The organism is Pseudomonas idahonensis (genome assembly GCF_037903935.1).
Classification (GTDB): domain Bacteria; phylum Pseudomonadota; class Gammaproteobacteria; order Pseudomonadales; family Pseudomonadaceae; genus Aquipseudomonas; species Aquipseudomonas danubii.
In genome coordinates, this window is the sequence record NZ_CP149586.1 from 978,496 (window position 1) to 1,005,190 (window position 26,695).

Below are 26,695 nucleotides of genomic sequence, written 5' to 3' on the forward strand. Positions count from 1 at the left end.
CGACTGAATGAATGTCGCTGGACACCGTGAAAAAGCGAGCCGATCTACTAAGATCGGCTCAACGCTTGTCCTTCTCCCTATCGAGCCACAACGATGAATCAGAACGCTGAGTACTCCGCGGTCAACGATGCTGTGCGCGGTCAATTCTTTCGCCGGGTCTGGGCCATGATTACCCCTTACTGGCGTAGTGAAGAGAAGGGCAAGGCCTGGCTGCTGCTGATCGCGGTGATTGGCCTGTCGCTGTTCAGTGTCGCCATTTCGGTATGGATCAACAGTTGGTACAAGGACTTCTACAACGCCTTGCAGAAGAAGGACGAGGCGGCTTTCTGGAGCCTGATCCTGTATTTCTGCGGGATCGCCGCGGTGGCCATTCTCGGTGCGGTGTATCGCTTGTACCTGACCCAGATGCTGACCATCCGTTGGCGCGCCTGGCTGACCGAAAGACACTTTGCCCGTTGGCTGGGCAACAAGAACTACTACCAGCTGGAGCAGGGCGGCTACACCGACAACCCCGACCAGCGGATTTCCGAAGACCTCAACGGCTTCACCACCAACACCTTGTCCCTGGGCCTGGGATTGATCCGCAACGTGGTCAGTCTGGTGTCCTTCTCCATCATCCTCTGGGGTGTATCCGGCAGTATCGAGGTCATGGGCTATACCATTCCCGGCTATATGTTCTGGTGCGCCCTGGTGTATGCGGTGGTCGGCAGTTGGCTGACCCACCTGATCGGGCGTCGCTTGATCGGCCTGAACAATCAACAGCAACGTTTTGAAGCCGACCTGCGTTTCTCCATGGTGCGAGTCCGGGAGAACGCCGAGAGCATTGCCCTTTACGACGGCGAGAAGAATGAGAACCAGCGTCTGAGCAGCCGTTTCAGCAAGGTCTGGCACAACTTCTGGGACATCATGAAGGTCTCCAAGCGCCTGACCTTCTTCACCGCCGGTTATGGCCAGATCGCGATCATCTTCCCGTTTATTGTCGCCGCGCCGCGTTACTTCGCCGGCAAGATCGAGCTGGGAGAGCTGATGCAGATCAACTCGGCGTTCGGCAATGTCCAGGAGAACTTCAGTTGGTTTATCAGCGCTTATTCGGACCTCGCTGCCTGGCGCGCCACCTGTGACCGTCTGTTGAGCTTCCGCCAGGCCATGAGTGAAAACGAGGAGCGTCCTCCGGCGATTGACGTGCAGCACCAGGGCGAACAATTGCAGGTGCGTGATCTGGGTCTGGATCTGGCGGATGGCCGTCATTTGCTGGCCGGTGCCCAGATGACCGTGAATCCTGGCGAGCGACTGATGCTCAGTGGTCGCTCCGGCAGTGGCAAGAGCACCCTGTTGCGAGCCATGGGACGCTTGTGGCCGGCGGGGCACGGGAGCATCTTGCTGCCGAACCAGCGCTACCTGTTCCTGCCGCAGAAGCCCTACCTGCCCATTGGCAGCCTGCGGGAAGCCTTGAGTTATCCACAGTCGGGCGACAGCTATCCCCAGGAGCGTTATGCACAGGTCCTGGAAACTTGCCGCCTGCCCCATCTGGTGGCGCGTCTGGACGAGAGCAATCACTGGCAGCGCATGTTGTCGCCGGGGGAGCAGCAGCGGCTGGCGTTTGCCCGGGCGCTGCTCTATGCGCCGCAATGGCTGTACATGGATGAGGCGACTTCGGCCATGGATGAAGAAGATGAAGCCAATCTGTACCAGGCGTTGATCGATCAGTTGCCGGGGCTGAGCATTGTCAGCGTCGGCCATCGCAGTAGCCTCAAGCGCTTCCATCCCCGCCATGTACGCATTGAGCAGGGGCATTTGCTGGAACAGACGGTGACCGTATGACGCTGGCCAGGTAAGCCTTGCCGCTTGGCTTGAGTGCGAGGTTCGGGAGGACGTCTCGGTGAAATCAGGGGTTGGCGATCATTGAGGGCAATGACGTCGGCTGCGCCAGGGCCATGAACCGGCGCTGGCGCAGCGGAGCAGGAGGCCTGCTCGCGGGTGAGCCCGCTCCTACAGCGCGCGGTTAGGCTTTGTGCAGGATCGAACGGTCAACTCGTACGGCCAGTTGGCCAGTTCCCGGCTTGGCGTTGAAGGCCACGTTGCCGTGTTCATCCACGCAGGCGCGGGCAATGGGAGCGCCGTTGAGCAGCAGTTCCAGAGGTGCGTCCTTGAGGGATTGCCCGGAGGCCAGTTGCAGTTTTAGGTTGATAGCCATGGTGATTTCCTTATCAGGCGTTACGGTCGATGAAGCGGCTGGCGTTCTTGTCGATGGAGCCGATCAGCTCCGGCGAGCCACCGCGGAACTGACGGAACACATTGCGTCCGGTGGCGCTGCTGTTGCTGGTGCCGGCCGGGATGCTCAAGGTCGGCTGGAAGCTGTCGCTCAGTTCCATGTAGGCCGACCAGGGACCGATGTATGACTCGTTCAAGCCGTTGGTTTCGCTGAGGGCGTAGCGCACCGCCTGGCCAGGGAGCCAGTTGGGCTCGCTGGGGGTGTGGCTTTGCCAGCCATCGACCAGGATTGTCGGGACCGCGCTTGGGGTTTCCAGGTAGCCCGTCGGCTTGTTCGGGCTGTAGTTCTTCAGCAGCAGGTAGGTGCTCCAGCCCCACCAGTTGTCGATGGTCTTGCTGTCATTGAGATTGTTGACGTCGCTGCGGCGCAGCACTTTGTCACCGCTCATCACGAACAGTGGCGAGAAATTGCCGCTCTTGGCGGCATTCAGATCCGGTAAGGCCTTGAGAGCCGCGTAACTGGCGGGCGCCGGCAGGTTGCCGCTGAGGTAGCAGGTAAAGATCTCGTCTGCCGAACGCTGCACCGCCTGTTTCACCTGCTGGCGATTGCGATGATCGACGCTGTCGAAATAACGCTTGTCGCCGTAGGCGTGCCAGCGGTCGCCCTGGGCGTTACTGACATTGAGGCCGAACTTGCTGTCCTCGTCGTGCATGAAACGGGTAATCAGCGAGCCCAGGTCGCTGGGGGTGACCACCGCCGCCACCTGTTTGCGTGGCACTCGTACATGGCCGGCAGAAAACAGGTCGGTGAGGAAGTGGTCGGCGAAGGCGTTCATCGCATAGGCCAGTTCCAGTTGCTTGTCGTCGGCAGTCTTACCCGCCAGTACCGCTTGTTGCAGGGCGGCCGTGTGCCCGGCGATATAAGCCGCCAGGGCCCATTCGCCAAAGTGGTCGGCATTGTTGGCCGCCAGCTTCAGGTAGCGCCCCAGAGGGAACAGGGCGGAGACCGCGCTGCCGCCACCGGTGATCCGGTTCCACTCTTCAGACAGTGTATCGCCCAGGGCGTCATAGGCTTCGTGGGGCTGTTTGCCGTCGCGGATCGCCTGGTTGGCGGCAACGATTTCCTTCTGCATCACCGCGAGGATCTGTCGGGCTTCGTCTTTCGCCGCCGGCAGTACTGCCAGGGAGTTGAAGGCCGCGGTAAAACGTTGCACTCGATCAGCCGGCGTCGCGCCTTCGCAGATCGGCTGCTCGGGAATGCCGTAGAAATCGCCGCCCAGGGCAACCACCTGGCCATAGGTCAGAGCCAGGCCGTTGGGCAGGTGCAGTTCGACCTGCCACGCGGGAATGGCCGGGGCATCCTTGACGAAGCGCAGCAGAGTGCTGTCGCCAATGGCGGTGTGTTCACCGCCCTCAAAACGCAATTGAGGCAGGCCCCTGGAGGACTTTTGCGGGGTGTGGGGCAGGTCTTCCGGGCGGTGGTACTTGATGGTGTGGTGGCCGTCGGTGACCAGCACCAGGGTGTCGCCATCGCCGGAAATGGCGATGCCTTGTTCAGTGAACAAACGGTCCAGATCGGCAATGATCTTGCCGGCCTGTTGTGGCTGTTGCTGCATCTGTGCAGAGAGTCCTGACATTTCTAGCTCCTTGATATGTCATGGTTATGCTTGGTTTAACTGTATGTATATACAGTTATCGTGAGCATAATTGAAAATGACACGCCGTCAAGAAGACGGTTACGTGAGGGCGGGTTGATTGGATTATCATTAGCGCCCTAACGACAGGCTCAAGGTCCCCCCGCGCATGCTGGCTATTTTTTTCGAAACCCTGGCGATCACTGCGCCGGTGTTTGCGATGCTGTTTCTGGGGCTGCTGCTCAAGCGGGTGGGGTGGATCAACGACAACTTCATCCATACGGCGTCGGCCCTGGTGTTCAACGTCACCATGCCGGCCTTGCTGTTTCTCGGCATTGTCCATGCCGACCTGCATGCCTCACTGAAGCCTGGTGTACTGATCTACTTTTCGGTGGCCACCCTGGTCTGTTTTGCCCTGGCCTGGGGCTGGGCCATCTGGCGTTGCCCGAAGGTGGATCGGGGGATCTATACCCAGGGGGCGTTTCGCGGCAATAACGCGATCATCGGCCTGGCCCTGGCGGCCAGCATGTATGGGGATTACGGGATTTCCCTGGGGGCGCTGCTCGCCGCGTTGGTGATTCTTTACTACAACACCCTGTCGACGGTGGTCCTGGCGGTCTACAGCCCGGCGATCAAGTCCGACCCTTGGAGCATCTGCAAAAGTGTGTTCAGCAATCCGTTGATTGTCAGCGTGCTGGTGGCTGCGCCGTTTGCCTACTGGCAGATCAGCCTTCCCGGCTGGCTGGAGACTTCGGGAAAATACCTGGCACAGATGAGTCTGCCTCTGGCGCTGATCTGCATCGGTGGCACGTTGTCCATGGCGGCCTTGCGCAACAGTGGGCGGATGGCCATGAGCTCCAGCCTGCTGAAGATGGTCAGCCTGCCGACGCTGGCAACCTTTGGCGCTTGGTTATGCGGTTTTCGCGGGGCGGAACTGGGGATTCTGTTTCTGTATTTCGGCAGTCCGACTGCTGCAGCGAGCTATGTCATGGCCCGGGCGGCCAATGGCAATCATGAGCTGGCGGCGGCCATTATCGTCATCACCACCGTGATGGCGGCAGTGACCACCAACATTGGGATCTTTGTTTTGCAGTGGGGTGGGTGGATCTGAAGCTGTTCACCGTCAAGCCGGCTCTTATAAGGCGGCGCTAGGAGGCGGCTTGTCGGCGAACAACGGGTTCACTGCGGCTGCTGATAAGCGTCAATCACTTCCTGGGCTGCGCGAAACGCATCGATGGCGGCCGGCACTCCGGCATACACCGCGCAATGCAGCAGCGCTTCACGTATCTCTTCCACGGTGCAGCCGTTGTTCAGGGCGCCACGCACGTGGCCCTTCAACTCCTGGGGACACTTCAGCGCGGTCAGCGTTGCCAGGGTGATCAGGCTACGGGTTTTCAACGGCAGGCCATCACGGTTCCACACGCCGCCCCAAGCGTGTTCGTTGACGAACTCCTGCAGTGGCTGGGTGAATTCGGTGGCGTTGCCCAGAGCTCGGTCGACGAAGGCGTCGCCCATCACTTGGCGACGCATTTGCAGTCCGCTTTTCTTGTTTTCGCTCATGGCGCTTCTCTCTTGTGTTGGCGGCGCCAGGCCCGTAGCGAACTGAACAGCAGAAACGCCACCAGCGCTGGCAGGACGAAAAACAGCATCAAGTGTTCCAGCTTGCCCGCCAGGGGCATGCCCGTGGTGAAGGACACCACGTGCAGTCCATAGGCTAGGTACAGGCCGAGAAACAGCAAGCCTTCGGCCCGGGTCACGCGATACCCCGAATAGAACACCGGCAGGCACAGCACTGCGACGCCAAGCATCACCGGCAAGTCGAAATCCAGGGCGTTGGGCGAAACCGAGAGCGGCGTCGGTGCCACCAGGGCGGTAAACCCCAGGACCCCCAGCAAGTTGAAGAGATTGCTGCCGATGACATTGCCCACGGCGATATCCCGCTGGCCCCGCAGGGCCGCGAGCAGGGAAGTGGCGAGTTGGGGCAGGGAGGTGCTGACGGCAATCACCGTCAGTCCCATGACTCGCTCCGACAAGCCCAGGTCGTCGGCCACGGTGACGGCGGCGCCTAGCAGCAAGTGTCCGGCGAAGACCAGTAGCCCCAGGCCGATAAGCACCATCAGCATGCTGCTGAACCTGGGCGCGAAACCGCGCTGGCCGGCTGGAGCGGGCAGGTGATGGCGTGCCGAGTGCCGCGACTGGCGCAACAGCAGGAGCAGGTACAGCACCAGGGCCGCCAGCAGGATGACACCGTCGGAGGGGGTGAGACGCTCGTTATAGGCCAGGATGAATACCAGCAGGCTGGCACCGATCATCAACGGGATGTCCAGGCGCACCAGCTGTCGCGATACCCGCAGCGGAATGATCAGGGCCGATAGACCCAGGGTCACCAGGATGTTGAAGATGCTGCTGCCGATCACGCTGCCCACGGCGATATCGGTGTTGTCGGCCAGGGTCGCCTGCAGGCTGATGGCCATCTGCGGCGCGCTGCTGCCGAAGGCGACGATGCTCAAGCCCATGATCAGCGGACGTACATGCAGGCGCGCGGACAAACGTACGGCGGCACGCACCAGCAACTCGGCGCCGGCGATCAGCATCACCAGGCCGCTGATGAGTTGGATCAGGCTGAGCAGGGGCAGTTCGGCAAAGGCGGTAATGGCTCGGGCTCCGTCGGTCAGTCGCTGAGGGCTTGGATGCGTACTTTGGCGGTGCCGCTGCGCAGCATGCCCAGCTGTTGCGCGGCAGCGCGGGATAAGTCGATCAGGCGGCCGCGGGTGTGCGGGCCACGATCGTTGATACGGACTACGACGCTTTTGCCGTTGCCCTGGTTGGTGACTTGCACTCGGGTGCCGAACGGCAGTTCGCGATGGGCCGCAGTGAGGCCGTTCTGATCGAAGGGCTCGCCGCTGGCGGTGCGTTTGCCATGATGGCGGGCGCCGTAATAGGAGGCTGTCCCGGTCTGGTCATAACCTCGAGGGTCGATGATATGGCTGCTGGCGCAGCCCGTGAGCAGAGCGAGCAGGGCACAGGCCACGAACCAGGGACGGGGAGTCATTATTCGCAGGAGCTGGCTTGCCAGCGAAGACGGGCTTGCATCCCCGCGATTTCGACTGACAAGCCAAGGCTGCATTTTTCGATCAGCCTTCGAGCTTGCTTTTCAGCAGCTCGTTAACCTGTTGCGGGTTGGCCTTGCCCTTGGAAGCCTTCATCGCTTGACCGACGAAGAAGCCGAACATCTTGCCGCGCTTGGCCTCGTCGGCGGCGCGGTACTGTTCGACCTGTTCGGCGTTGGCCGCGAGCATTTCATCCAGCACCGCGGAGATCGCACCGCTGTCGGTGACTTGCTTGAGGCCGCGCTTGTCGATGATCTCGTCGGCGCTGCCCTCGCCATTGGCCATGGCTTCGAACACAGTCTTGGCGATTTTGCCGGAGATGGTGTTGTCCTTGATCCGCAGCAGCATGCCGCCCAGTTGTTCGGCCGAGACCGGGGCTGCGTCGATTTCCAGGCCCTGCTTGTTGAGCAGGCTGCCCAGTTCGACCATGACCCAGTTGGCGGCGAGCTTGGCGTCACCGGCAATGCTGGCGACCTTCTCGAAGTAGTCCGCCTGCTCGCGGCTGGTGGCCAGGACGCTGGCGTCGTAGACCGACAGGCCGAACTGCTCCTGGAAGCGCTCGCGTTTCTGCGGTGGCAGTTCTGGCAGGGTGGCGCGTACCTGGTCGAGGAAGGAATCCTCGATAACCACGGGCAGCAGGTCCGGATCGGGGAAGTAACGGTAGTCGTTGGCTTCTTCCTTGCTGCGCATCGGACGGGTTTCGTCCTTGTTCGGGTCGTACAGGCGGGTCTGCTGGATCACTTTGCCGCCGTCTTCGATCAGATCGATCTGGCGACGGATCTCGCTGTTGATCGCCTTCTCGATGAAACGGAACGAGTTGACGTTCTTGATCTCGCAGCGGGTGCCGAACTCGACCTGGCCCTTGGGGCGGACCGAGACGTTGCAGTCGCAACGCAGCGAGCCTTCGGCCATGTTGCCGTCGCAGATGCCCAGGTAGCGAACCAGCGCGTGGATCGACTTGACGTAGGCCACGGCTTCCTTGGCGCTGCGCATGTCCGGCTCGGACACGATTTCCAGCAGCGGCGTGCCGGCGCGGTTCAGGTCGATGCCGGTGGCACCGTTGAACTCTTCGTGCAAGCTCTTGCCGGCGTCTTCTTCCAGGTGCGCGCGGGTGATGCCGACGCGTTTCATGGTGCCGTCTTCCAGAGGGATGTCCAGGTGGCCCTTGCCGACGATTGGCAGTTCCATCTGGCTGATCTGGTAGCCCTTGGGCAGGTCAGGGTAGAAGTAGTTCTTGCGGGCGAACACGTTGTGCTGGCCGATCTCGGCGTCTACCGCCAGGCCGAACATCACCGCCATGCGCACCGCTTCCTGGTTCAGCACTGGCAGTACGCCGGGCATGCCCAGGTCGATCAGGCTGGCCTGGGTGTTGGGCTCGGCACCGAAGGCGGTGGAGCTACCGGAGAAAATCTTCGATTGAGTGGTGAGCTGGGTATGAATCTCCAGCCCGATCACGACTTCCCATTGCATGTGTGTCTCCTCAGAAGCCGGTTGGGGTGCGGGTGTGCCAGTCAGTGTTCAACTGATACTGGTGCGCAACGTTGAGCAAGCGGCCTTCCTGGAAATACGGGGCGAGCAGTTGCACGCCGACCGGCAAGCCGTCGACGAAACCGGCCGGCATCGACAGGCCCGGCAGGCCCGCGAGGTTGGCGGTGATGGTGTAGACGTCTTCCAGGTACGCGGCGACCGGATCGCTGCTCTTGGCGCCGAGCTTCCAGGCCGGGTTGGGCGTGGTCGGGCCGAGGATGATGTCGACTTCGTTGAAAGCGGTCATGAAGTCGTTCTTCACCAGGCGACGGATTTTCTGCGCCTTGAGGTAGTAGGCGTCGTAGTAGCCGGCGGACAGCGCGTAGGCGCCGACCATGATCCGGCGCTGCACTTCGCTGCCGAAGCCTTCGCCACGGGAGCGCTTGTACAGGTCTTCAAGGTTGGCCGGGTTCTCGCAACGGTAGCCGAAGCGCACGCCGTCGAAACGCGACAGGTTGGAGGAGGCTTCCGCCGGGGCGATCACGTAGTACGCGGGAATCGCGTGCTGCATGTTCGGCAGGCTGATTTCCTTGATCACCGCACCGAGCTTTTCCAGCTCCTTGATGCTGTTGTGGATCAGTTCGGCGATGCGCGGGTCGAGGCCGGCGCTGAAGTACTCCTTCGGCACGCCGATGCGCAGGCCCTGCAGCGAGCCGCTGAGGCTGGCGCTGTAGTCCGGCACCGGTTCATCGATGCTGGTGGAGTCGTTCGGGTCGAAGCCGGCCATGCCTTGCAGCAGGATCGCGCAGTCTTCGGCGGTGCGTGCCAGCGGGCCGCCCTGATCGAGGCTGGAAGCGTAGGCGATCATGCCCCAGCGGGAAACGCGACCGTAGGTCGGCTTCAGGCCGGTGAGGTTGGTGAAGGCGGCGGGCTGGCGGATCGAACCGCCAGTGTCGGTGGCGGTGGCCGCAGGCAGCAGGCGCGCGGCTACGGCGGCGGCGGAACCACCGGACGAACCGCCAGGCACGTGCTCCAGGTTCCACGGGTTTTTCACTGCGCCGTACCAGCTCGACTCGTTGGCCGAGCCCATGGCGAATTCGTCCATGTTGGTCTTGCCCAGGGTCACGGCCCCGGCAGCGGCCAGCTTGGCGACCACGGTGGCGTCATAGGGCGCCTTGAAGTTGTCGAGCATCTTCGAACCGCAGCTGGTGCGGATGCCTTGGGTGCAGAACAGGTCTTTGTGGGCGATCGGTGCGCCCAGCAGGGCTCCGCTCTCACCGTTGGCGCGACGTTCGTCGGCGGCTTTGGCCTGGCCCAGGGCCAGGTCTTGGGTGAGGCTGATGAAACTGTTGATCTGCGGATCCAGCTGAGCGATGCGCGCCAGCAGGGTCTGGGTCAGTTCTACAGAGGAAAACTTCTTGTCGGCGAGGCCGCGGGCGATCTCGGCCAGAGTCATGTGGTGCATTGCAGGCTCTTTCCCTTTAGTCGATGACTTTCGGAACCAGATACAGGCCGCTTTCGACCGCTGGTGCGATGGACTGATAGGCCTCGCGATGATTGGACTCGGTCACAACGTCTGCGCGCAGGCGCTGGCTGGCTTCCAGAGGGTGGGCCAGGGGCTCGATACCATCGGTATCGACTGCCTGCATTTCATCCACCAGCCCGAGAATGCTGTTAAGGGCGGAGGTGATGTGTGGAAGATCGCCTTCATTGAGCTTGATGCTGGCCAAATGAGCGATTTTTTCCACGTCGGAGCGTTCAAGCGCCATGGGATTCTCCAGTGGAAAACAAAAACGGATTTCGTCCGCGTGTTAGATTGTCGGAACACTACCGCATTTCTACGGTCTTATGGCCGCGATTGTGGGGTTTGGTGCACAGAAAAGCGGCCAATTTAACATATTGGCGCCTTGCCCAAAATCCCTGTCGTTGTTAGAGTTTGCCGCACTTTTTTACCCACGCGTTGCCTAGGGTCCCTTTCCCATGTTCAAGAAACTGCGTGGCATGTTTTCCAGCGATCTTTCCATTGACCTGGGCACTGCCAACACCCTTATTTACGTGCGCGAGCGCGGTATTGTCCTGAATGAACCATCGGTTGTGGCCATTCGGACCCACGGTAATCAGAAAAGTGTTGTTGCGGTTGGTACTGAGGCCAAGCGCATGCTCGGTCGTACTCCGGGCAACATTGCCGCCATTCGTCCGATGAAGGACGGCGTGATCGCCGACTTCAGCGTCTGCGAAAAGATGCTGCAGTACTTCATCAACAAGGTTCATGAAAACAGCTTTCTGCAGCCCAGCCCTCGTGTGCTGATCTGCGTTCCATGCAAGTCCACCCAGGTTGAACGTCGTGCGATCCGTGAATCGGCCCTTGGCGCCGGTGCCCGTGAAGTGTTCCTGATCGAAGAGCCAATGGCCGCTGCGATCGGTGCCGGCCTGCCGGTTGAAGAAGCCCGTGGTTCGATGGTCGTGGACATCGGTGGTGGTACCACTGAAATCGCCCTGATCTCCCTGAACGGTGTGGTTTACGCCGAATCCGTACGTGTTGGTGGCGACCGTTTCGACGAGGCCATCATCACTTACGTGCGTCGCAACTACGGCAGCCTGATCGGTGAGTCCACCGCTGAGCGCATCAAGCAGGAAATCGGTACTGCCTACCCAGGCGGCGAAGTACGTGAAGTCGACGTACGCGGCCGTAACCTGGCTGAAGGTGTGCCACGTGCCTTCACCCTGAACTCCAATGAAGTGCTGGAGGCTCTGCAGGAGTCCCTGGCAACCATCGTTCAGGCGGTGAAAAGTGCCCTGGAGCAATCGCCTCCGGAACTGGCTTCGGACATCGCCGAGCGCGGCCTGGTGCTGACCGGTGGTGGCGCTCTGCTGCGTGATCTGGACAAGCTGTTGGCCCAGGAAACCGGTCTGCCGGTGATCGTTGCCGAAGATCCGCTGACCTGTGTTGCTCGCGGCGGTGGCCGTGCATTGGAAATGATGGACAAACACACCATGGACCTGCTCTCCAGCGAGTAACTTCGCCGGTTGCATCTATGCTGTTGCGCTCACAGGCAGCACTTTGCAGTGCTGCCTGTGGCGTTTATCTTCTGTCAATCTGCATCCAGGCCGGTTTGATGCCGTATGAATAAACACAACATTTGCCTGGGAGGAGCGGCTTATTAAACCGCTTTTCGCCAAAGGCCCCTCATTGGGCGTGCGCCTCCTGGTGCTGGTCGTGCTGTCGGTCGCACTGATGGTGGTCGATGCCCGCTTCACACTGCTCAAGCCAGTGCGTAGCCAGATGTCGCTGGTGTTGATGCAGTCCTACTGGATCACCGACCTGCCGCAGCGGCTATGGCAGGGCGTTGCCAGTCAGTTCGGCAGTCGCACCGAGCTGGTCGCTGAAAACGAAAAACTCAAGACCGAAAACCTGCTGCTGCAGGGACGCATGCAAAAGCTTGCCGCCTTGACCGAGCAGAACGTGCGTCTGCGCGAGTTGCTCAACTCTTCGGCACTGGTCAACGAGAAGGTTGAAGTGGCCGAGTTGATCGGCATGGACCCCAACCCCTTTACCCATCGCATTATCATCAATAAAGGTGAGCGTGACGGTGTGTTCCTCGGCCAGCCGGTGCTCGATGCCCGTGGCTTGATGGGGCAGGTGGTGGAGTTGATGCCTTATACCTCGCGCGTCCTGTTGCTGACCGACACCACCCACAGCATTCCGGTACAGGTCAATCGCAACGGCCTGCGGGCCATTGCCAGTGGCACTGGCAACCCGGAGCGCCTGGAGTTGCGCCACGTGGCCGACACCGCCGATGTAAAGGAAGGCGATTTGCTGGTCAGTTCGGGCCTTGGCCAGCGTTTCCCCGCTGGATATCCGGTGGCCACGGTCAAGGAAGTGATCCACGATTCCGGTCAGCCATTCGCCATTGTGCGAGCGGTGCCCACTGCTGCGCTGAACCGCAGCCGTTACCTGTTACTGGTATTCAGTGATCCGCGCACGGCCGAAGAGCGGGCCAATGATGCGGCCCAGGCTCAGGAGGCCCAGGACCAGCAGGGTGGCAATACCACCCCGGTGGTGCCGACCACGGTGCCCAAGCCTGCGGTGACTCCAGCTGCCACTGCCGTGCCTGCCACTGCCCCCACTGCTGCACCGGCGACTCCGGTCAAGCCGGCCGCCCATGCGCCGGTCAAGCCGGTCAATAAACCTGTGGTGAAACCGGCGGCCCAGCCTCCGGCTGCGGCACCGGCCACCACCGGAGGAAGAGAATAATGGCGGGTAGCACCTATTCGCAAAACGGCTGGATCGTCTGGCTGACGTTTCTGATTGGCATGCTGCTGAGTGTGTCGCCTTTGCCTCAGTTCATGGAAATCCTGCGCCCGCTATGGCTGGCCCTGCTACTGGCCTTTTGGGCCCTGGCCCTGCCGCACAAGGTGGGCATGGTCACGGCTTGGTGCCTTGGGCTGGCGGAGGATGTGCTTTACGGCACGCTTCTGGGGCAGAACGCCTTGATCCTGACTCTGATCACCTTCCTCGTGCTATCCCTGCAACAGCGTCTGCGGATGTTCCCGATGTGGCAGCAGAGTTTGGTGATCCTGGTGATCTTTGGCTTGGCGCAGTTGGTCCAACTCTGGCTCAGCGCCCTGACCGGTAATCGCCAGCCGACCCTGGCGCTGGTCCTGCCAGCCCTGGTCAGTGCGCTGTTGTGGCCGTGGGTCAGCTTTGGCCTGCGTGGGTTGCGCCGACGTTTCAAAATCAATTAATTCGGTCAGGCATTGGCCCGCACCTCGACAGGGAGATGTCTTGATGAATCCGCTTTACCTCGCTTCCGGTTCGCCCCGTCGGCGTGAGCTGCTCACCCAGATCGGTGTGCCCTTCACCGCCATCAGCGCGGACATCGATGAAACTCCGCTGGCTGATGAATCCCCTGCGGCTTATGTCGAGCGTCTTGCCCGTGGCAAGGCGGCGGCCGGGCGCGCCCTGATCACCAGCAGCGAATCCCGGGCCCCGGCCTGTGTGCTGGGAGCCGATACGGCCGTGGTGCTGGATGGGCGGATCCTCGGCAAACCGTTGGACCAGGCCGACGCCCTGGCGATGCTCATGGCGCTGGCCGGGCGCGAGCACGAAGTATTGACCGCCATTGCCTTGCTCGACGGAGAGCGCTGCGAGTCGAGAGTGGTGCGCAGCCTGGTGCGGTTTCGCGCCATCTCCCCTGAGGAAGCGAGCATCTACTGGGCCAGCGGCGAGCCTCGGGACAAGGCCGGTGGTTATGCAATCCAGGGGCTTGCGGCGGTGTTTGTGTCAGGGCTCAATGGCAGTTACTCCGCTGTGGTTGGCTTGCCGGTGTGCGAAACCGCAGAACTGCTTGGCCATTTCGGCATACCCTGTTGGCAAAACCTTCCAGTGCGCTAAAGCGCCGTACCCGACTGCTGCGGCCTTCTATGAACACGCCTGAACGAGACACTGCCATGAGTGAAGAGATTCTGATCAACATCACGCCGATGGAATCACGGGTGGCGGTGGTCGAAAACGGAGTGCTGCAAGAGGTTCACGTCGAACGGACCCAGCGCCGCGGTATCGTTGGCAACATCTATAAAGGCAAGGTGGTGCGGGTATTGCCCGGCATGCAGGCCGCCTTCGTCGATATCGGCCTGGACCGCGCAGCGTTTATTCATGCTGCGGAAATTTCCACCCGTGAAGGTACGGCGGTGGAAAGCATCAGTGCCCTGGTGCATGAAGGACAGAGCCTGGTGGTGCAAGTCACCAAAGACCCCATCGGCACCAAGGGCGCCCGACTGACCACCCAGTTGTCGATTCCTTCACGTTATCTGGTGTACATGCCCCGTACCGCCCATGTCGGCATCTCGCTGAAGATCGAGGATGAAGCCGAGCGTGAGCGCTTGAAGCAGGTGGTCAGCGACTGCGTGGCCCAGGAAGGCATCAAGGAGGCGGGCGGGTTCATCCTGCGTACTGCCGCCGAGGGCGCCGGTGCCGATGAGATCCTGATGGACATTCGCTACCTGCGTCGGCTCTGGGATCAGATCGGCGTTCAGATCAAGACCATTGGCGCGCCCAATGTGATCTACGAAGACCTGGGCCTGGCGCTGCGTACCCTGCGGGATCTGGTGAGCCCGAAAATCGAGAAGATCCGCATCGACTCCCGGGAAACCTTCCAGAAGACCACTCAGTTCGTTGCCGAGCTGATGCCGGAAATCGCCGATCGCCTGGAGCACTACCCCGGTGAGCGGCCGATCTTCGACCTGTACGGCGTCGAGGATGAAATCCAGAAGGCCCTGGAGCGCAAGGTGCCACTCAAGTCCGGTGGTTATCTGGTGGTGGACCCAGCGGAAGCCATGACCACCATCGACGTCAACACCGGGGCCTTTGTCGGTCATCGCAATCTTGAGGAAACCATCTTCAAGACCAACCTCGAAGCCGCTACCGCCATTGCCCGGCAACTGCGCCTGCGCAACCTGGGCGGGATCATCATCATCGACTTCATCGACATGGAAGACGAGGAGCATCAGCGTCAGGTACTGCGGACCCTGGAGAAGCAGCTGGAGCGCGATCACGCCAAGACCAACATCATCGGCATCACCGAACTGGGCCTGGTGCAGATGACCCGCAAACGCACGCGCGAGAGTCTGGAGCAGGTGCTCTGCGAGCCCTGCAGCAGTTGTCAGGGACGGGGCAAGCTGAAGACTCCGGAAACCATCTGTTACGAAATATTCCGTGAAATCCTCCGTGAGGCCCGGGCTTATCAGGCAGAAGGGTATCGAGTGCTGGCCAATCAGAAAGTGGTGGATCGTCTGCTGGACGAAGAGTCGGGCAATGTGGCGGAGTTGGAAGGTTTTATCGGCCGTACCATCAGGTTCCAGGTCGAAACCATGTACTCCCAGGAACAATACGACGTGGTGCTGCTCTGATTTCCCGTGTTTTACACCACTGGAAACGGCTGGCTTCAGCTTTTTGCATGACTTTTGCCATGGGAGCCAACTGAGATGGAGCGGCTGATCCGCTTGTTCACCACGCTGATTCGCTGGGGGCTGGGTTCCTGCGCGTTGCTGTTGGTGGTGACGGCCTTGTACGTCAGCCTGGGTCGGGAACTGACTCCGCTGGTGGCTGAGTACCAGGCCGAGGTCGAAGCCAAGGTGCAGCAGGCCGTGGGGCTGCCGGTGCATATCGGTAGCCTGGAAGGGCGTTGGAGCGGACTGTCGCCGATTCTCCTGGCACACGATGTGATGGTGGGCGAGGGGGCCAACGCCCTGCGCCTGGACCAGGTCAGCGTGGCCCCGGACATGCTCGGCAGCCTGTTGGCCCGTGACCTGCGCATAGGGCGCCTGGAGCTCAGCGGTCTGAGTCTGAGCCTCAAGGAAGGCGCGGACGGCCAATGGCAATTGCAAGGCCTGCCAATGCAGCAGGACCAACCCATGGATCCGGGACAACTGCTGACTCGCTTGCAGCAAGTCGCGGAACTCTCCCTGTTGGACAGCCAAGTCACTTTGCTGCCGCAGGATCATTCGCCGCTGGCCCTGACCTATGTCGGACTCAATCTGCGCACCGGTCCCAGCCGCCAGCGCCTGGACCTGCGCCTGACCCTGCCGGATGGGCAGCCCCTGGCCGTCAACCTGCGCACACGCATCCAGGCGGATGCATGGCGCGACGCTCGGGCCGAGCTGTACCTGAGCCTGCCGCAAAGTGACTGGTCGCGCTGGCTGCCGGCCCGTGTCACTCAGCAATGGAAACTCTCCGAACTCAAGGCCGGTGGCGAGCTGTGGCTGACCTGGGCCAAGGGCACAGTGCAGAGCGCGGCGCTGCGCTTGAATGCGCCACAGCTCAGCGGCGCCTATGCCGAGCGCACGCCAGTCACCCTGAAGAATCTGGCGTTGAATGCCTTCTTCCAGCGCAGCGATCAGGGCCTGCAGGTACAACTCGATTCCCTGGCGCTGAGCCTTGGCGAAACCCGTTGGGAATCGCGCCTGCAACTGCAGCAAACCCAGGCCGGCGATAACCGTGAAGAACTCTGGCATCTGCAAGCCGACCGCCTGGACCTGACGCCGCTCACGCCGATCCTCAATGCCCTTGCACCTTTGCCGCAAGGCCTGGCCACCACCATCGAGCGCTTGAAGGTTAGCGGCGGGCTGCGCAATGTGCTGCTCGACTATCGCCCCCAGAACACCGGCGACCAGCGGCTGAGCTTTGCCGCCAACCTTGATCGGGTGGGCTTCGACGCCTATCACGGCGCTCCGGCGGCGCGAAACGTCAGTGGCAGCATCAGTGGCGACCTGGGTAAGGGCGAGCTGCGCATGGACAGCAAGGATTTCTCCCTGCACCTGTACCCGATCTTCGCCAAGCCCTGGCAGTACATCCAGGCCAACGCCACCCTGACCTGGAAACTCGACAAACAAGGTTTCACCCTGATCGCGCCCTACCTCAAGGTGCTGGGGGAAGAGGGCAAGATTGCCGGCGATTTCCTGATCCGGCTGCACTTCGACCACAGTCAGGAAGACTACATGGACCTGCGGGTCGGCCTGGTGGACGGCGATGGGCGCTACACCGCCAAGTACCTGCCCCAGGTGCTCAGTCCGGCGCTGGATGAATGGCTGCGCACGGCGATCCTCAAGGGCGCGGTGGATGAGGGCTTCTTCCAATACCAGGGTTCGCTGAACCATGACGCTATCGAGGCGGCTCGCAGCATCAGCCTGTTCTTCAAGGTGCATGACGCCGAACTGGCGTTCCAGCCGGGCTGGCCGCACCTGAGCAAGATCAGCGGCGATGTGTTTGTCGAAGACAGCGGCGTACGCATCGTCGCCAGCAAGGGGCAGCTGTTGGATACCAAGGTGCGGGATGTTTTCGTCAACATTCCCCATTCCGTTGCCGGTCAGAGCAGCCACATGTTCATCGACGGCAGTTTTGCCGGCGGCCTGGGTGACGGGGTGAAGATTCTGCAGGAAGCGCCGATCGGCACCGCATCGACCTTTGCCGGCTGGCAGGGCGAGGGCGACCTGCAAGGCAAGCTGAACCTGGACATCCCCCTGGTCAAGGGCGAGGAACCGAAGATCCTGGTGGACTTCAAGACTGACAAGGCGCGCCTCAAACTCAGCGAACCCGAGTTGGAACTGACCCAGCTCAAGGGCGACTTCCGCTTTGACAGTGCCAGGGGCCTGAGTGGCTCAGGGATCAGCGCCCAGGCTTTCGATCGGCCGGTCACGGCGCAGATTTTTGCCGATGGCAAGCCAGGCAAGCCCAATACCCGAGTGGTTGCCAAGGGTCAGGTTACGGTGAAGAAACTCACCGACTGGTTGAAAGTCAGCCAGCCGTTGCCGGTGTCCGGCGAAGTGCCCTTTCAGTTGCAACTGAACCTTGACGGTGCCGACAGTCAATTGATGGTCAACTCCAGCCTCAAGGGCATGGCGGTGGACCTGCCGGCGCCGTTTGGCATGGCTGCCAGCACCGGGCGCAACAGTGTGTTTCGCATGACCCTGCAAGGGGCCGAGCGGCGCTACTGGTTCAAATACGGCGAGTTGGCCGACTTCACTTTCGCGGCGCCCAGCGGCAAGCTCGCCGAGGGTCGGGGCGAACTGTTCCTCGGCGATGGTGCGGCCTTGCTGCCTCCTGGCAAAGGGCTGCGGGTACGGGGGATTCTCTCCGAGCTGGATGTGGAACCGTGGAAGGCTCTGGTGGATCGCTATGCCGGAAAGGACCCGGGGGGCAGCGCCAAGCAGTTGCTCAGCAGTGCGGACTTCAAGGTCGGCAAGCTCAGCGCCTTCGGCACCTCGCTGGATCAGGTCAACCTGCTGCTGAGCCGCAAGCCCACTGCCTGGGAGCTGCAGATCGACAGTCAACAGGCCAAGGGCAAAGTCGGGATTCCCGATGCCAAGGTGGCGCCAATGGTCATCGACATGGCGTATGTGCGCCTGCCGGCCGCCGACCCGATGGCCCAGACCGATGAAAATGCACCTGATCCTTTGGCTTCGGTGGACCCGAAGAACGTTCCGCCACTGGATATATCCATTGCCCAATTGTTCCAGGGCCAGGACCTGATCGGTCGCTGGGCGCTCAAGGTTCGGCCGACGGCCAAGGGCATGGTCTTCAATGGCCTGAACCTGGGCCTCAAGGGCATGCAGTTGCAAGGCGAGGGTGGCTGGGAAGGTCAGGCCGGTGCCAGCAGCAGTTGGTACCGTGGCCGTATTGGTGGCAAGAACCTGGCGGATGTGCTCAAGGGCTGGGGCTTCGCACCGACCGTGACCAGTGAAGACTTTCACCTGGATGTAGATGGCCGCTGGCCGGGCTCACCGGCCTGGGTGGGCTTGAAGCGCTTCTCCGGCAGCCTGGACGCCACCCTGCGCAAGGGGCAGTTCGTTGAAGTCGAAGGCGGGGCCCAGGCCCTGCGGGTATTCGGCCTGCTCAACTTCAACTCCATCGGCCGGCGCCTGCGCCTGGACTTCTCCGACCTGTTCGGCAAGGGCTTGAGCTATGACCGGGTCAAGGGCGTGCTGGCGGCGAGCAATGGCGTGTATGTCACTCGCGAGCCGATCACCCTCACGGGGCCGTCGAGCAATCTGGAGCTCAATGGCACCCTGGATATGGTGGCCGATCAGGTGGACGCCAAGCTGCTGGTGACCCTGCCGGTCACCAACAACCTGCCGATTGCCGCGCTGATCGTCGGGGCGCCTGCGGTGGGCGGGGCGTTGTTCCTGATCGACAAGCTGATCGGAGACCGCGTGGCGCGCTTTGCCAGCGTCAAATACAACGTCAAAGGCCCGTGGAAAGATCCCCAAATCACCTTCGACAAGCCGTTTTGAGAATCCTCGATTCGTGCCTATGGAGTAGCATGGCGGCCTACCCTACAAGGAGTTCGCCATGTCTCTTGCGGTGATTCAAATGGTCAGCCAGAGCGATGTGCTGGCCAATCTGAACCAGGCTCGGAGCCTGCTTGAGCAAGCCGCCGTTGCTGGTGCCAAGCTGGCCGTGCTGCCGGAAAACTTCGCCGCCATGGGCCGCCGCGACATGGCGGCCATCGGTCGCGCCGAAGCCCTGGGCGAAGGTCCGATCCTGCCATGGTTGAAACAGACCGCCCGCGACCTCAGGTTATGGATAGTGGCCGGCACCTTGCCGCTGCCCCCCGAGGATCAGCCCGAGGCCAAGGCCAACGCCTGTTCTTTGTTGGTGGACGATCAGGGACAGATTGTGGCGCGCTACGACAAGCTGCATCTGTTCGATGTCGACGTGGCGGACAATCGCGGACGCTATCGCGAATCCGATGACTATGCTCATGGAGACCGCGTGGTAGTGGCGGATACGCCGGTGGGTCGGTTGGGGCTGACGGTTTGTTATGACCTGCGCTTTCCCGAGCTGTACAGCGAATTGCGCGCCGCCGGCGCTGAATTGATTACTGCGCCTTCGGCTTTTACCGCGGTGACCGGCGCCGCCCATTGGGAGGTGCTGATCCGGGCCCGGGCCATTGAAACCCAGTGCTACCTGCTGGCGGCGGCCCAGGGTGGCGTGCATCCCGGCCCACGGGAAACCTACGGCCACGCGGCCATCGTCGACCCATGGGGACGCGTGTTGGCGGAGCAGGATCAAGGTGAGGGCGTGCTGTTGGCCGAGCGCGACAGCAGTGAACAGGCGTCCATCCGGGCGCGGATGCCGGTGGTCAGTCACCGGCGCATTTTCTCGCAAGGCGTTCAACGGCTTGCATAAGTACGACGAATTTAAGGCCAAAGCATATGAGCGGGTTGTTGTCCTCAGTCAGTGAACATCTTCTAGCCCCTGGCGGCGTGACCATCGAAAGCTTGCAGGGCGTGCTGGGGGATCTGGCCGGCCCGGGCATCGATGCCGCCGACCTGTATTTCCAGGGGCAGATTTCCGAGTCCTGGTCCCTGGAAGACGGGATCGTCAAGGAAGGCAGTTTCAACCTCGACCAAGGGGTGGGTGTGCGTGCGCAGTCCGGGGAGAAGACCGGCTTTGCCTACAGCAACGCCATCACCCTGGAAGCCCTGGGGCTGGCGGCCCGTGCTGCGCGATCGATCTCCCGGGCCGGACAGAACGGTACGGTGCAGGCATTCACCAGCCAGGACGTGGCGCAACTGTATGCGCCGGACAATCCTCTGGAAGTCATCAGCCGGGCCGAGAAAGTCGAACTGCTCAAGCGAGTGGACGCGGCGACTCGTGCTCTGGACCCGCGTATCCAACAGGTCAGCGTGAGCATGGCCGGGGTCTGGGAGCGGATTCTGGTGGCCTCGACGGACGGCGGCCTGGCGGCGGATGTGCGGCCGTTGGTGCGCTTCAATGTCAGCGTCATCGTCGAGCAGAATGGTCGCCGCGAGCGCGGTGGTCACGGTGGCGGCGGGCGTACCGATTACCGCTATTTCCTCACTGAGGATCGGGCCATGGGCTATGCCCGTGAAGCGCTGCGTCAGGCCCTGGTCAATCTCGAAGCCATTCCGGCACCGGCGGGCACCTTGCCGGTGGTACTCGGCTCCGGCTGGTCCGGTGTGCTGCTGCACGAAGCCGTGGGCCACGGCCTGGAAGGCGACTTCAACCGCAAGGGCAGCTCGGCCTACAGCGGCCGCATGGGCGAGAGGGTGGCTTCCAAGCTCTGCACCATCGTCGACGATGGCACCCTGGCTGGGCGTCGCGGCTCCCTGAGCGTGGACGACGAAGGCACCCCGACCGAATGCACCACCCTGATCGAGAACGGTGTGCTCAAGGGCTATATGCAGGACAAACTCAATGCCCGCCTGATGGGCGTGGCCCGCACTGGCAACGGGCGTCGTGAGTCCTACGCGCACTTGCCGATGCCGCGCATGACCAACACCTACATGCTGGCTGGCGAAAGCGATCCGGCGGAAATCATCGCCTCGGTGAAGAAAGGCATCTATTGCGCCAACCTTGGTGGCGGCCAGGTGGACATCACCAGCGGCAAGTTCGTGTTTTCCACCAGCGAGGCGTATCTGATCGAAGACGGCAAGATCACCGCACCGGTCAAGGGCGCGACCCTGATTGGCAACGGTCCTGAAGCGATGAGCCGAGTGTCGATGGTGGGCAATGATTTGTCCCTGGACAGCGGCGTTGGCACTTGTGGCAAGGACGGGCAGTCAGTGCCGGTAGGCGTCGGTCAGCCGACCTTGAAGATCGATGCGATCACCGTGGGTGGTACAGGGGCATAAGAGAAGAGGGCGCCGGGTGAACTGCTGGGCAGCTCACCCGTGGAGGGCTCAACGCAGACCGCGTTGGGTCTCGTCCAGCTCGCGGATGTACTTGAAGATTTTACGGCTGGAGGCCGGCGCCTTGTTATGGGCCACCTCGTGCTGGGCCTGACGAATCAGGGAGCGCAGTTGCTGGCGATCGGCGTCCGGGTATTCACTGACGAACTTTTCCAGAACGTCATCGCCGCCGCCGATCAGGCGGTCACGCCAACGTTCCAGGTTATGGAAACGTTCGTTGTACTGCCGGGTGGAGGCGTCGAGTTGGTCGAGCAGTTGCAGAATCGCGTCGGTGTCCTGGTCACGCATCAGCTTGCCGATGAATTGCAGGTGGCGCTTTCGGGCGATATGGGCGACGTGCTTGGGCGCATCCGCCAGGGCCCGGCGCAAGGCGTCGGTCAACGGCAGTTTGTTCAGCAAGTCAGGCTTGAGAGTGGTAAGGCGCTCGCCGAGATCAACCAGAGCATGCAGCTCGCGTTTGACCTGGGATTTGCTTTTCTCCCCATCGAGGGAGTCGTCGTAAGAATCAACCATGGTGGCAGTCCGCAAAGAAACGCCGCCATGATAACCAGTCGAGGGCCGCTTGTCCGGCCCGGTCGCTCGCCGGCCTTAATCGAAAGCAGAATTTGAGTGGAGAACAGCATGAGTGCAGCACAAAGCGTCGGCCCACAGGCTTTGCCGGCCCTGCAGGAGCAAGTCGAGCAGATCGTTGCCGAGGCCAAGCGCCAGGGGGCCAGTGCCTGCGAAGTAGCGGTGTCTCTGGAGCAGGGCCTGTCGACTTCGGTGCGCCAGCGGGAAGTGGAAACCGTGGAGTTCAACCGCGACCAGGGCTTTGGCATCACCCTCTATGTGGGCCAGCGCAAGGGTTCGGCCAGCACCTCTGCCAGCGGCCCCGAGGCCATTCGTGAAACCGTGGCCGCGGCCCTGGCAATCGCCAAGCACACCTCCGAAGACGAAGCCTCGGGGTTGGCCGATGCATCCTTGATGGCCAAGGACCTGCAGGACTTCGACCTGTTCCATGCCTGGGACATCACCCCAGAGCAAGCCATCGAGCAGGCCCTGGCCTGTGAAGCTGCGGCCTTTGCCGCCGACAGCCGGATCAAGAATGCCGACGGCACCACCCTGAGCACCCATCAGGGCTGCCGGGTGTATGGCAACAGTCACGGTTTTATCGGTGGTTATGCCTCCACTCGCCACAGTCTGAGCTGCGTGATGATTGCCGAGGCTGACGGCCAGATGCAGCGCGACTACTGGTATGACGTCAATCGCCAGGGCCAGTTGCTGGCCGACTCTGCGAGCATTGGTCAGCGTGCTGCCCAACGCGCGGCCAGTCGACTTGGCGCCCGCCCGGTGCCGACCTGCGAAGTGCCGGTGCTGTTTTCCGCGGAACTGGCCGGCGGCCTGTTCGGCAGTTTTCTCGGCGCGATTTCCGGCGGCAATCTGTATCGCAAGTCATCCTTCCTTGAAGGCGCCTTGGGCCAACAGCTGTTTCCCCAGTGGCTGACCATCGATGAGCGTCCGCACCTGATGCGCGCCATGGGCAGTTCGGCGTTCGATGGTGACGGCCTGGCCACTTACGCCAAGCCTTTCGTCAAGGACGGGGAGTTGGTGTCCTATGTGCTGGGCACCTATTCCGGTCGCAAGCTGGGCATGCCGAGTACCGCCAACGCCGGTGGCGTGCACAATCTGTTCGTCACCCATGGCGATGAAGACCAGGCGGCGCTGCTGCGGCGTATGGGGCGTGGCCTGTTGGTGACCGAGTTGATGGGGCATGGCCTGAACATGGTCACTGGGGATTACTCCCGTGGTGCGGCGGGTTTCTGGGTCGAGAATGGCGAGATCCAGTTCGCGGTGCAGGAAGTCACCATTGCCGGTAATTTGCGGGACATGTTCAAGCAGATCATTGCCGTGGGTAACGACCTGGAACTGCGCAGCAACATCCGCACTGGCTCGGTGCTGATCGAACGCATGACTGTCGCTGGTAGCTGACCGCCCTCCTGGGTCACCCAAACGCGCCACCTCCCCGGGTGGCGCGTTTTTTTATGCCTGGCGCTTTGTAGGAGCTGGCTTGCCAGCGAAGGCGTCCGGACGCCCGGCACCAGGCACAAGGGCTCATTCGCCGCCAAGTCGGCTCCTACAGAGTTGGGCAAAATTCGTACAAGTCAGATTGATTTGATTCTCAATATCATTTAATAATGAAAATCATTATTCAATGAGCCCAGGTCATGAGTTCTGCCTTGCACGAGCAGCCCTACCTCGAAAGCTGGCGCTGGATGAGTCGCCAGATCCGTTGCGCACTGGAACCGGACGAACCGCGTCTGATCGAGCATTACCTCGCCGAGGGCCGCTACCTGGCCTGCTGCACCGCGATGTCGGCCTGGACCGTCGCTGAAACCTCCTTCCGTTTGTTGATCGATACCGCTACCGATACTGCGCTGCCCTGGCACTGGCGCAGCCTGTGCCTGGATCAGGCCTGGCGGCCATTGCGTGACATGGAGCGGTTGTCTTTGTGCAAGTGCCGGCTCAAGCGCTGGCAAAGCCATGCCTGGCAACTGGCGACCTGTTCGCTGCTGCCTTCCATTCCTCTGATTGAACTGGTGCAAGGATTTCCCGATGAGTAATACCCGTATCGAACGAGACAGCATGGGCGAACTGCAGGTCCCTGAGCAGGCCTTGTATGGCGCGCAGACTCAGCGCGCGGTGGATAACTTTCCCATCAGCGGGCAACGTATGCCGGCAGCCTTCATTCGTGCCCTGATTCTGGCCAAGGCTGCAGCGGCCGAGGCCAACGTCGAGCTTGGGCAGCTCAGCGCGTCCCAGGGCAAGGCCATTGTCGATGCCGCCCAGGGTCTGTTGGAAGGCGACTACATGCAGCACTTTCCGGTGGACATCTTCCAGACCGGCTCCGGTACCAGTTCCAACATGAACGCCAACGAAGTGCTGGCGACCCTGGCCAGCCGCCTGTTGGGCGAGCCGGTCAATCCCAATGACCACGTCAACTGTGGTCAGAGCAGCAACGACATCATTCCCACCACCATTCACGTCAGCGCAGCCCTGACCCTGCATGAGCAACTGCTGCCGGCACTGGTGCACCTGGTGGAGGTCATCGAACGCAAGGCGGTACAGGTACATCCCTTCATCAAGACCGGTCGTACCCACCTGATGGATGCCATGCCGGTGCGAATGAGCCAGGTGCTGGACGGTTGGGCGCAGCAGCTCAAGGCCAATATCGCTCACTTGCAGGATCTGCTGCCGAGCCTGCAGGCCCTGGCTCAGGGCGGCACCGCCGTGGGGACTGGAATCAACGCTCACCCCGAGTTCGCTGCGCGCTTCAGCCGGCAGTTGAGCAAGCTGACCCAGGTGCAGTTCACCCCGGGCAAGAACCTGTTCGCCCTGATCGGCTCACAGGACACGGCGGTCACGGTGTCCGGCCAGCTCAAGGCCACTGCGGTGTCGTTGATGAAGATCGCCAACGACCTGCGCTGGATGAACTCCGGTCCACTGGCGGGGCTTGGCGAGATCGAGCTGGAGGGGCTGCAGCCGGGCTCGTCGATCATGCCGGGCAAGGTCAATCCGGTGATTCCGGAAGCCGTGGCGATGGTCGCGGCCCAAGTCATTGGTAACGACAGCACCATCACCGTGGCCGGGCAATCGGGCAACTTCGAGCTCAACGTGATGCTGCCGATCATTGCCCAGAACCTGCTCGGTAGCATTGAACTGCTGGCCAACTCCAGTCGCCTGTTGGCGGACAAGGCCATTGCCAGCTTCAAGGTCAACGAGCCCAAGCTCAAGGAAGCACTGTCACGCAACCCGATCCTGGTGACTGCTCTGAACCCGATCATTGGTTATCAGAAGGCCGCAGAAATTGCCAAGACTGCCTACAGGCAAGGTCGCCCGGTGATCGACGTGGCACTTGAACTCACTGATCTACCACGCAGCCAGCTTGAGGTCCTGCTGGACCCGGAAAAACTCACCGCAGGCGGCGTGTAACTCCCAACACCGCTTTGGAGGCTCACCATGGAGCACTGGAAACGCACGATCGAAAGGGCCAATCGCCTCTTTATGCAGGGCGAACTGGTGGATGCTCGCGAGTTCTACCTGCAGGCACTGGCCTTGGCTCAGGTGTTGTTCGAGCGCTGGGGGGATGCCGACGAGGCGGTGGCAGCCTGTGTGATTTCCCATCACAACCTGGCGGATCTGCATTTGCGCCTGAACCAGCCGGAGGAGAGCGCAGAGTACCTCTGCGCGATCCACCAGCGCCTGCTGCAGACGATGCAGGACAGCCGCCTCAGCCCTGCCTTGCGCGAAGCGGCTTTGCGCCAGAGCAGCAAGACCTACGTCGAGCTGCTGAATTTCATCGGTGATCACGGTGAGTACCCCCGTACTCATCGCTTGCTGGACAGCAACGTCGCGGGCCTTTCAGCCGACAGCCCGCTAGCCGACAGCCCCTCTTACGGAGCCCATTGATATGTCCTTTACCTTGCCTGCACTGCCTTATGCCTACGACGCCCTGGAGCCGCACATCGATGCGCAGACCATGGAGATTCACTACAGCAAGCACCACCAGACCTACATCAACAATCTCAATGCCGCTGTAGAAGGCACTGAATGGGCGGGCTGGGAAGTCGAAAAACTGGTGGCCAGCGTCCAGCAACTGCCGGAAAAACTTCGGGCCGCGGTGATCAACCAAGGGGGCGGCCACGCCAACCATTCGCTGTTCTGGGCGGTGATGACCCCGGCCGGCGGCGGTAAGCCCGAGGGTGCCCTGGCTCAGGCAATCGAGCAGCAACTGGGTGGTTTCGAGCGCTTCAAGGAGGCGTTCACCAAGGCTGCGCTGACCCGTTTCGGCAGTGGCTGGGCCTGGCTCAGCGTGACTCCGGAGAAAAAGCTGCTGGTGGAAAGCAGCGGTAACCAGGACAGCCCGCTGATGAATGGCAATACGCCGATTCTCGGTCTGGACGTGTGGGAGCACGCCTACTACCTGCGTTATCAGAACCGTCGGCCGGAATACATCAATGCGTTCTACAACGTGATCAATTGGCCGGAAGTCGCTCAACGCTATCAGGCCGCGATGGCCTGATA

General features: G+C 61.6%; 24 protein-coding genes. 15 read left to right on the plus strand and 9 right to left on the minus strand.

The genetic code is table 11. The features are described from left to right. Nucleotides 1-93: 93 nt before the first annotated feature. Complete coding sequence (locus WIN67_RS04375) at nt 94-1,821, plus strand: ABC transporter ATP-binding protein/permease (RefSeq protein ID WP_110653057.1); 1,728 nt, start codon at nt 94-96, stop codon at nt 1,819-1,821. Nucleotides 1,822-2,002: 181 nt separating this feature from the next. On the opposite strand, the gene WIN67_RS04380 is transcribed toward WIN67_RS04375, so the two are convergent. Then, nucleotides 2,003-2,194 (minus strand): hypothetical protein, encoded by a 192-nt coding sequence (locus tag WIN67_RS04380; RefSeq protein WP_123393756.1) that lies wholly within the window; start codon nt 2,192-2,194, stop codon nt 2,003-2,005. Nucleotides 2,195-2,207: 13 nt separating this feature from the next. After that, the gene (locus tag WIN67_RS04385) at nt 2,208-3,848 is read right to left on the minus strand and encodes a phospholipase (RefSeq protein WP_339070686.1); all 1,641 of its coding nucleotides are present in this window, start codon (nt 3,846-3,848) and stop codon (nt 2,208-2,210) included. A gap of 166 nt (nt 3,849-4,014) precedes the next feature. Here WIN67_RS04385 and WIN67_RS04390 point away from each other — a divergent pair, with 166 nt between their 5' ends. Beyond that, the gene (locus WIN67_RS04390) at nt 4,015-4,956 is read left to right on the plus strand and encodes an AEC family transporter (protein ID WP_102878363.1); all 942 of its coding nucleotides are present in this window, start codon (nt 4,015-4,017) and stop codon (nt 4,954-4,956) included. 68 nt (nt 4,957-5,024) lie between these two features. Here WIN67_RS04390 and WIN67_RS04395 read toward each other — a convergent pair whose 3' ends face one another. The 6 genes from WIN67_RS04395 to gatC all read right to left on the minus strand — a co-directional run bounded on the left by WIN67_RS04395 (nt 5,025) and on the right by gatC (nt 10,191). Beyond that, nucleotides 5,025-5,405, minus strand: a complete 381-nt coding sequence (locus WIN67_RS04395) for a carboxymuconolactone decarboxylase family protein (protein ID WP_102861132.1) — start codon at nt 5,403-5,405, stop codon at nt 5,025-5,027. Beyond that, complete coding sequence (locus WIN67_RS04400) at nt 5,402-6,466, minus strand: calcium/sodium antiporter (RefSeq protein ID WP_102878364.1); 1,065 nt, start codon at nt 6,464-6,466, stop codon at nt 5,402-5,404. The genes WIN67_RS04395 and WIN67_RS04400 overlap by 4 nt, the downstream gene beginning before the upstream one ends. Nucleotides 6,467-6,516: 50 nt before the next feature. Continuing rightward, nucleotides 6,517-6,897: a septal ring lytic transglycosylase RlpA family protein gene (locus WIN67_RS04405; RefSeq protein WP_110596015.1), complete on the minus strand. Its 381-nt coding sequence runs from the start codon at nt 6,895-6,897 to the stop codon at nt 6,517-6,519. Between the two features lie 82 nt (nt 6,898-6,979). After that, nucleotides 6,980-8,425 (minus strand): Asp-tRNA(Asn)/Glu-tRNA(Gln) amidotransferase subunit GatB, encoded by a 1,446-nt coding sequence (gene gatB / locus WIN67_RS04410; RefSeq protein WP_102878366.1) that lies wholly within the window; start codon nt 8,423-8,425, stop codon nt 6,980-6,982. A gap of 10 nt (nt 8,426-8,435) precedes the next feature. Then, nucleotides 8,436-9,887, minus strand: coding sequence for an Asp-tRNA(Asn)/Glu-tRNA(Gln) amidotransferase subunit GatA (gene gatA, locus WIN67_RS04415; protein WP_102878367.1), 1,452 nt, complete (start codon nt 9,885-9,887; stop codon nt 8,436-8,438). 16 nt (nt 9,888-9,903) lie between these two features. Next, nucleotides 9,904-10,191, minus strand: coding sequence for an Asp-tRNA(Asn)/Glu-tRNA(Gln) amidotransferase subunit GatC (gatC, locus tag WIN67_RS04420; RefSeq protein ID WP_011059250.1), 288 nt, complete (start codon nt 10,189-10,191; stop codon nt 9,904-9,906). A gap of 211 nt (nt 10,192-10,402) precedes the next feature. On the opposite strand from gatC, the gene mreB reads away from it, so the two are divergent. From mreB to tldD, 8 genes are all read left to right on the plus strand, one after another. Beyond that, the gene (mreB, locus tag WIN67_RS04425) at nt 10,403-11,440 is read left to right on the plus strand and encodes a rod shape-determining protein MreB (protein ID WP_002555108.1); all 1,038 of its coding nucleotides are present in this window, start codon (nt 10,403-10,405) and stop codon (nt 11,438-11,440) included. Between the two features lie 142 nt (nt 11,441-11,582). Continuing rightward, the gene (gene mreC, locus WIN67_RS04430; protein WP_339071680.1) at nt 11,583-12,677 is read left to right on the plus strand and encodes a rod shape-determining protein MreC; all 1,095 of its coding nucleotides are present in this window, start codon (nt 11,583-11,585) and stop codon (nt 12,675-12,677) included. After that, complete coding sequence (mreD, locus tag WIN67_RS04435) at nt 12,677-13,168, plus strand: rod shape-determining protein MreD (protein WP_102861138.1); 492 nt, start codon at nt 12,677-12,679, stop codon at nt 13,166-13,168. The genes mreC and mreD overlap by 1 nt, the downstream gene beginning before the upstream one ends. A gap of 43 nt (nt 13,169-13,211) precedes the next feature. Continuing rightward, entirely contained in the window at nt 13,212-13,817 is a 606-nt protein-coding gene (locus WIN67_RS04440) for a Maf family protein (RefSeq protein ID WP_102861139.1), read from the plus strand. A 56-nt stretch (nt 13,818-13,873) separates the two neighbouring features. Beyond that, entirely contained in the window at nt 13,874-15,331 is a 1,458-nt protein-coding gene (gene rng / locus WIN67_RS04445) for a ribonuclease G (protein WP_102861140.1), read from the plus strand. Between the two features lie 75 nt (nt 15,332-15,406). Then, complete coding sequence (locus tag WIN67_RS04450; protein ID WP_339070687.1) at nt 15,407-19,210, plus strand: YhdP family protein; 3,804 nt, start codon at nt 15,407-15,409, stop codon at nt 19,208-19,210. A 58-nt stretch (nt 19,211-19,268) separates the two neighbouring features. Beyond that, a complete protein-coding gene (locus tag WIN67_RS04455; RefSeq protein WP_102861142.1) occupies nt 19,269-20,108 on the plus strand; it encodes a carbon-nitrogen hydrolase family protein in 840 nt (279 codons plus the stop codon). Nucleotides 20,109-20,134: 26 nt separating this feature from the next. Beyond that, entirely contained in the window at nt 20,135-21,577 is a 1,443-nt protein-coding gene (gene tldD, locus WIN67_RS04460; RefSeq protein ID WP_102861143.1) for a metalloprotease TldD, read from the plus strand. 48 nt (nt 21,578-21,625) lie between these two features. On the opposite strand, the gene yjgA is transcribed toward tldD, so the two are convergent. Beyond that, nucleotides 21,626-22,147, minus strand: a complete 522-nt coding sequence (gene yjgA / locus WIN67_RS04465) for a ribosome biogenesis factor YjgA (protein ID WP_102861144.1) — start codon at nt 22,145-22,147, stop codon at nt 21,626-21,628. Between the two features lie 108 nt (nt 22,148-22,255). Here yjgA and pmbA point away from each other — a divergent pair, with 108 nt between their 5' ends. The 5 genes from pmbA to WIN67_RS04490 all read left to right on the plus strand — a co-directional run bounded on the left by pmbA (nt 22,256) and on the right by WIN67_RS04490 (nt 26,693). Further along, nucleotides 22,256-23,602 (plus strand): metalloprotease PmbA, encoded by a 1,347-nt coding sequence (pmbA, locus tag WIN67_RS04470; protein WP_339070688.1) that lies wholly within the window; start codon nt 22,256-22,258, stop codon nt 23,600-23,602. A gap of 236 nt (nt 23,603-23,838) precedes the next feature. Continuing rightward, nucleotides 23,839-24,234 carry a FagA protein gene (locus WIN67_RS04475; RefSeq protein WP_102861146.1) on the plus strand — a complete coding sequence of 132 codons (396 nt, stop codon included), beginning with the start codon at nt 23,839-23,841 and terminating at the stop codon, nt 24,232-24,234. Next, nucleotides 24,227-25,603, plus strand: a complete 1,377-nt coding sequence (locus WIN67_RS04480) for a class II fumarate hydratase (protein WP_102878373.1) — start codon at nt 24,227-24,229, stop codon at nt 25,601-25,603. Before WIN67_RS04475 ends, WIN67_RS04480 begins: the two co-directional genes overlap by 8 nt. Before the next feature lie 27 nt (nt 25,604-25,630). Next, a complete protein-coding gene (locus WIN67_RS04485) occupies nt 25,631-26,080 on the plus strand; it encodes a hypothetical protein (protein ID WP_102861148.1) in 450 nt (149 codons plus the stop codon). A 1-nt stretch (nt 26,081) separates the two neighbouring features. Next, complete coding sequence (locus WIN67_RS04490) at nt 26,082-26,693, plus strand: superoxide dismutase (protein WP_102861149.1); 612 nt, start codon at nt 26,082-26,084, stop codon at nt 26,691-26,693. Nucleotides 26,694-26,695: the final 2 nt, after the last annotated feature.

Bases quoted from the DNA above. Each gene is read 5' to 3' on its own strand.
- WIN67_RS04375 (WP_110653057.1), top strand. From the start codon at position 94: ATGAATCAGAACGCTGAGTACTCCGCGGTCAACGATGCTGTGCGCGGT.
- WIN67_RS04380 (WP_123393756.1), bottom strand. From the start codon at position 2,194: ATGGCTATCAACCTAAAACTGCAACTGGCCTCCGGGCAATCCCTCAAG.
- WIN67_RS04385 (WP_339070686.1), bottom strand. From the start codon at position 3,848: ATGTCAGGACTCTCTGCACAGATGCAGCAACAGCCACAACAGGCCGGC.
- WIN67_RS04390 (WP_102878363.1), top strand. From the start codon at position 4,015: ATGCTGGCTATTTTTTTCGAAACCCTGGCGATCACTGCGCCGGTGTTT.
- WIN67_RS04395 (WP_102861132.1), bottom strand. From the start codon at position 5,405: ATGAGCGAAAACAAGAAAAGCGGACTGCAAATGCGTCGCCAAGTGATG.
- WIN67_RS04405 (WP_110596015.1), bottom strand. From the start codon at position 6,897: ATGACTCCCCGTCCCTGGTTCGTGGCCTGTGCCCTGCTCGCTCTGCTC.
- gatB (WP_102878366.1), bottom strand. From the start codon at position 8,425: ATGCAATGGGAAGTCGTGATCGGGCTGGAGATTCATACCCAGCTCACC.
- gatA (WP_102878367.1), bottom strand. From the start codon at position 9,887: ATGCACCACATGACTCTGGCCGAGATCGCCCGCGGCCTCGCCGACAAG.
- gatC (WP_011059250.1), bottom strand. From the start codon at position 10,191: ATGGCGCTTGAACGCTCCGACGTGGAAAAAATCGCTCATTTGGCCAGC.
- mreB (WP_002555108.1), top strand. From the start codon at position 10,403: ATGTTCAAGAAACTGCGTGGCATGTTTTCCAGCGATCTTTCCATTGAC.
- mreD (WP_102861138.1), top strand. From the start codon at position 12,677: ATGGCGGGTAGCACCTATTCGCAAAACGGCTGGATCGTCTGGCTGACG.
- WIN67_RS04440 (WP_102861139.1), top strand. From the start codon at position 13,212: ATGAATCCGCTTTACCTCGCTTCCGGTTCGCCCCGTCGGCGTGAGCTG.
- rng (WP_102861140.1), top strand. From the start codon at position 13,874: ATGAGTGAAGAGATTCTGATCAACATCACGCCGATGGAATCACGGGTG.
- WIN67_RS04450 (WP_339070687.1), top strand. From the start codon at position 15,407: ATGGAGCGGCTGATCCGCTTGTTCACCACGCTGATTCGCTGGGGGCTG.
- WIN67_RS04455 (WP_102861142.1), top strand. From the start codon at position 19,269: ATGTCTCTTGCGGTGATTCAAATGGTCAGCCAGAGCGATGTGCTGGCC.
- tldD (WP_102861143.1), top strand. From the start codon at position 20,135: ATGAGCGGGTTGTTGTCCTCAGTCAGTGAACATCTTCTAGCCCCTGGC.
- yjgA (WP_102861144.1), bottom strand. From the start codon at position 22,147: ATGGTTGATTCTTACGACGACTCCCTCGATGGGGAGAAAAGCAAATCC.
- pmbA (WP_339070688.1), top strand. From the start codon at position 22,256: ATGAGTGCAGCACAAAGCGTCGGCCCACAGGCTTTGCCGGCCCTGCAG.
- WIN67_RS04475 (WP_102861146.1), top strand. From the start codon at position 23,839: ATGAGTTCTGCCTTGCACGAGCAGCCCTACCTCGAAAGCTGGCGCTGG.
- WIN67_RS04480 (WP_102878373.1), top strand. From the start codon at position 24,227: ATGAGTAATACCCGTATCGAACGAGACAGCATGGGCGAACTGCAGGTC.
- WIN67_RS04485 (WP_102861148.1), top strand. From the start codon at position 25,631: ATGGAGCACTGGAAACGCACGATCGAAAGGGCCAATCGCCTCTTTATG.
- WIN67_RS04490 (WP_102861149.1), top strand. From the start codon at position 26,082: ATGTCCTTTACCTTGCCTGCACTGCCTTATGCCTACGACGCCCTGGAG.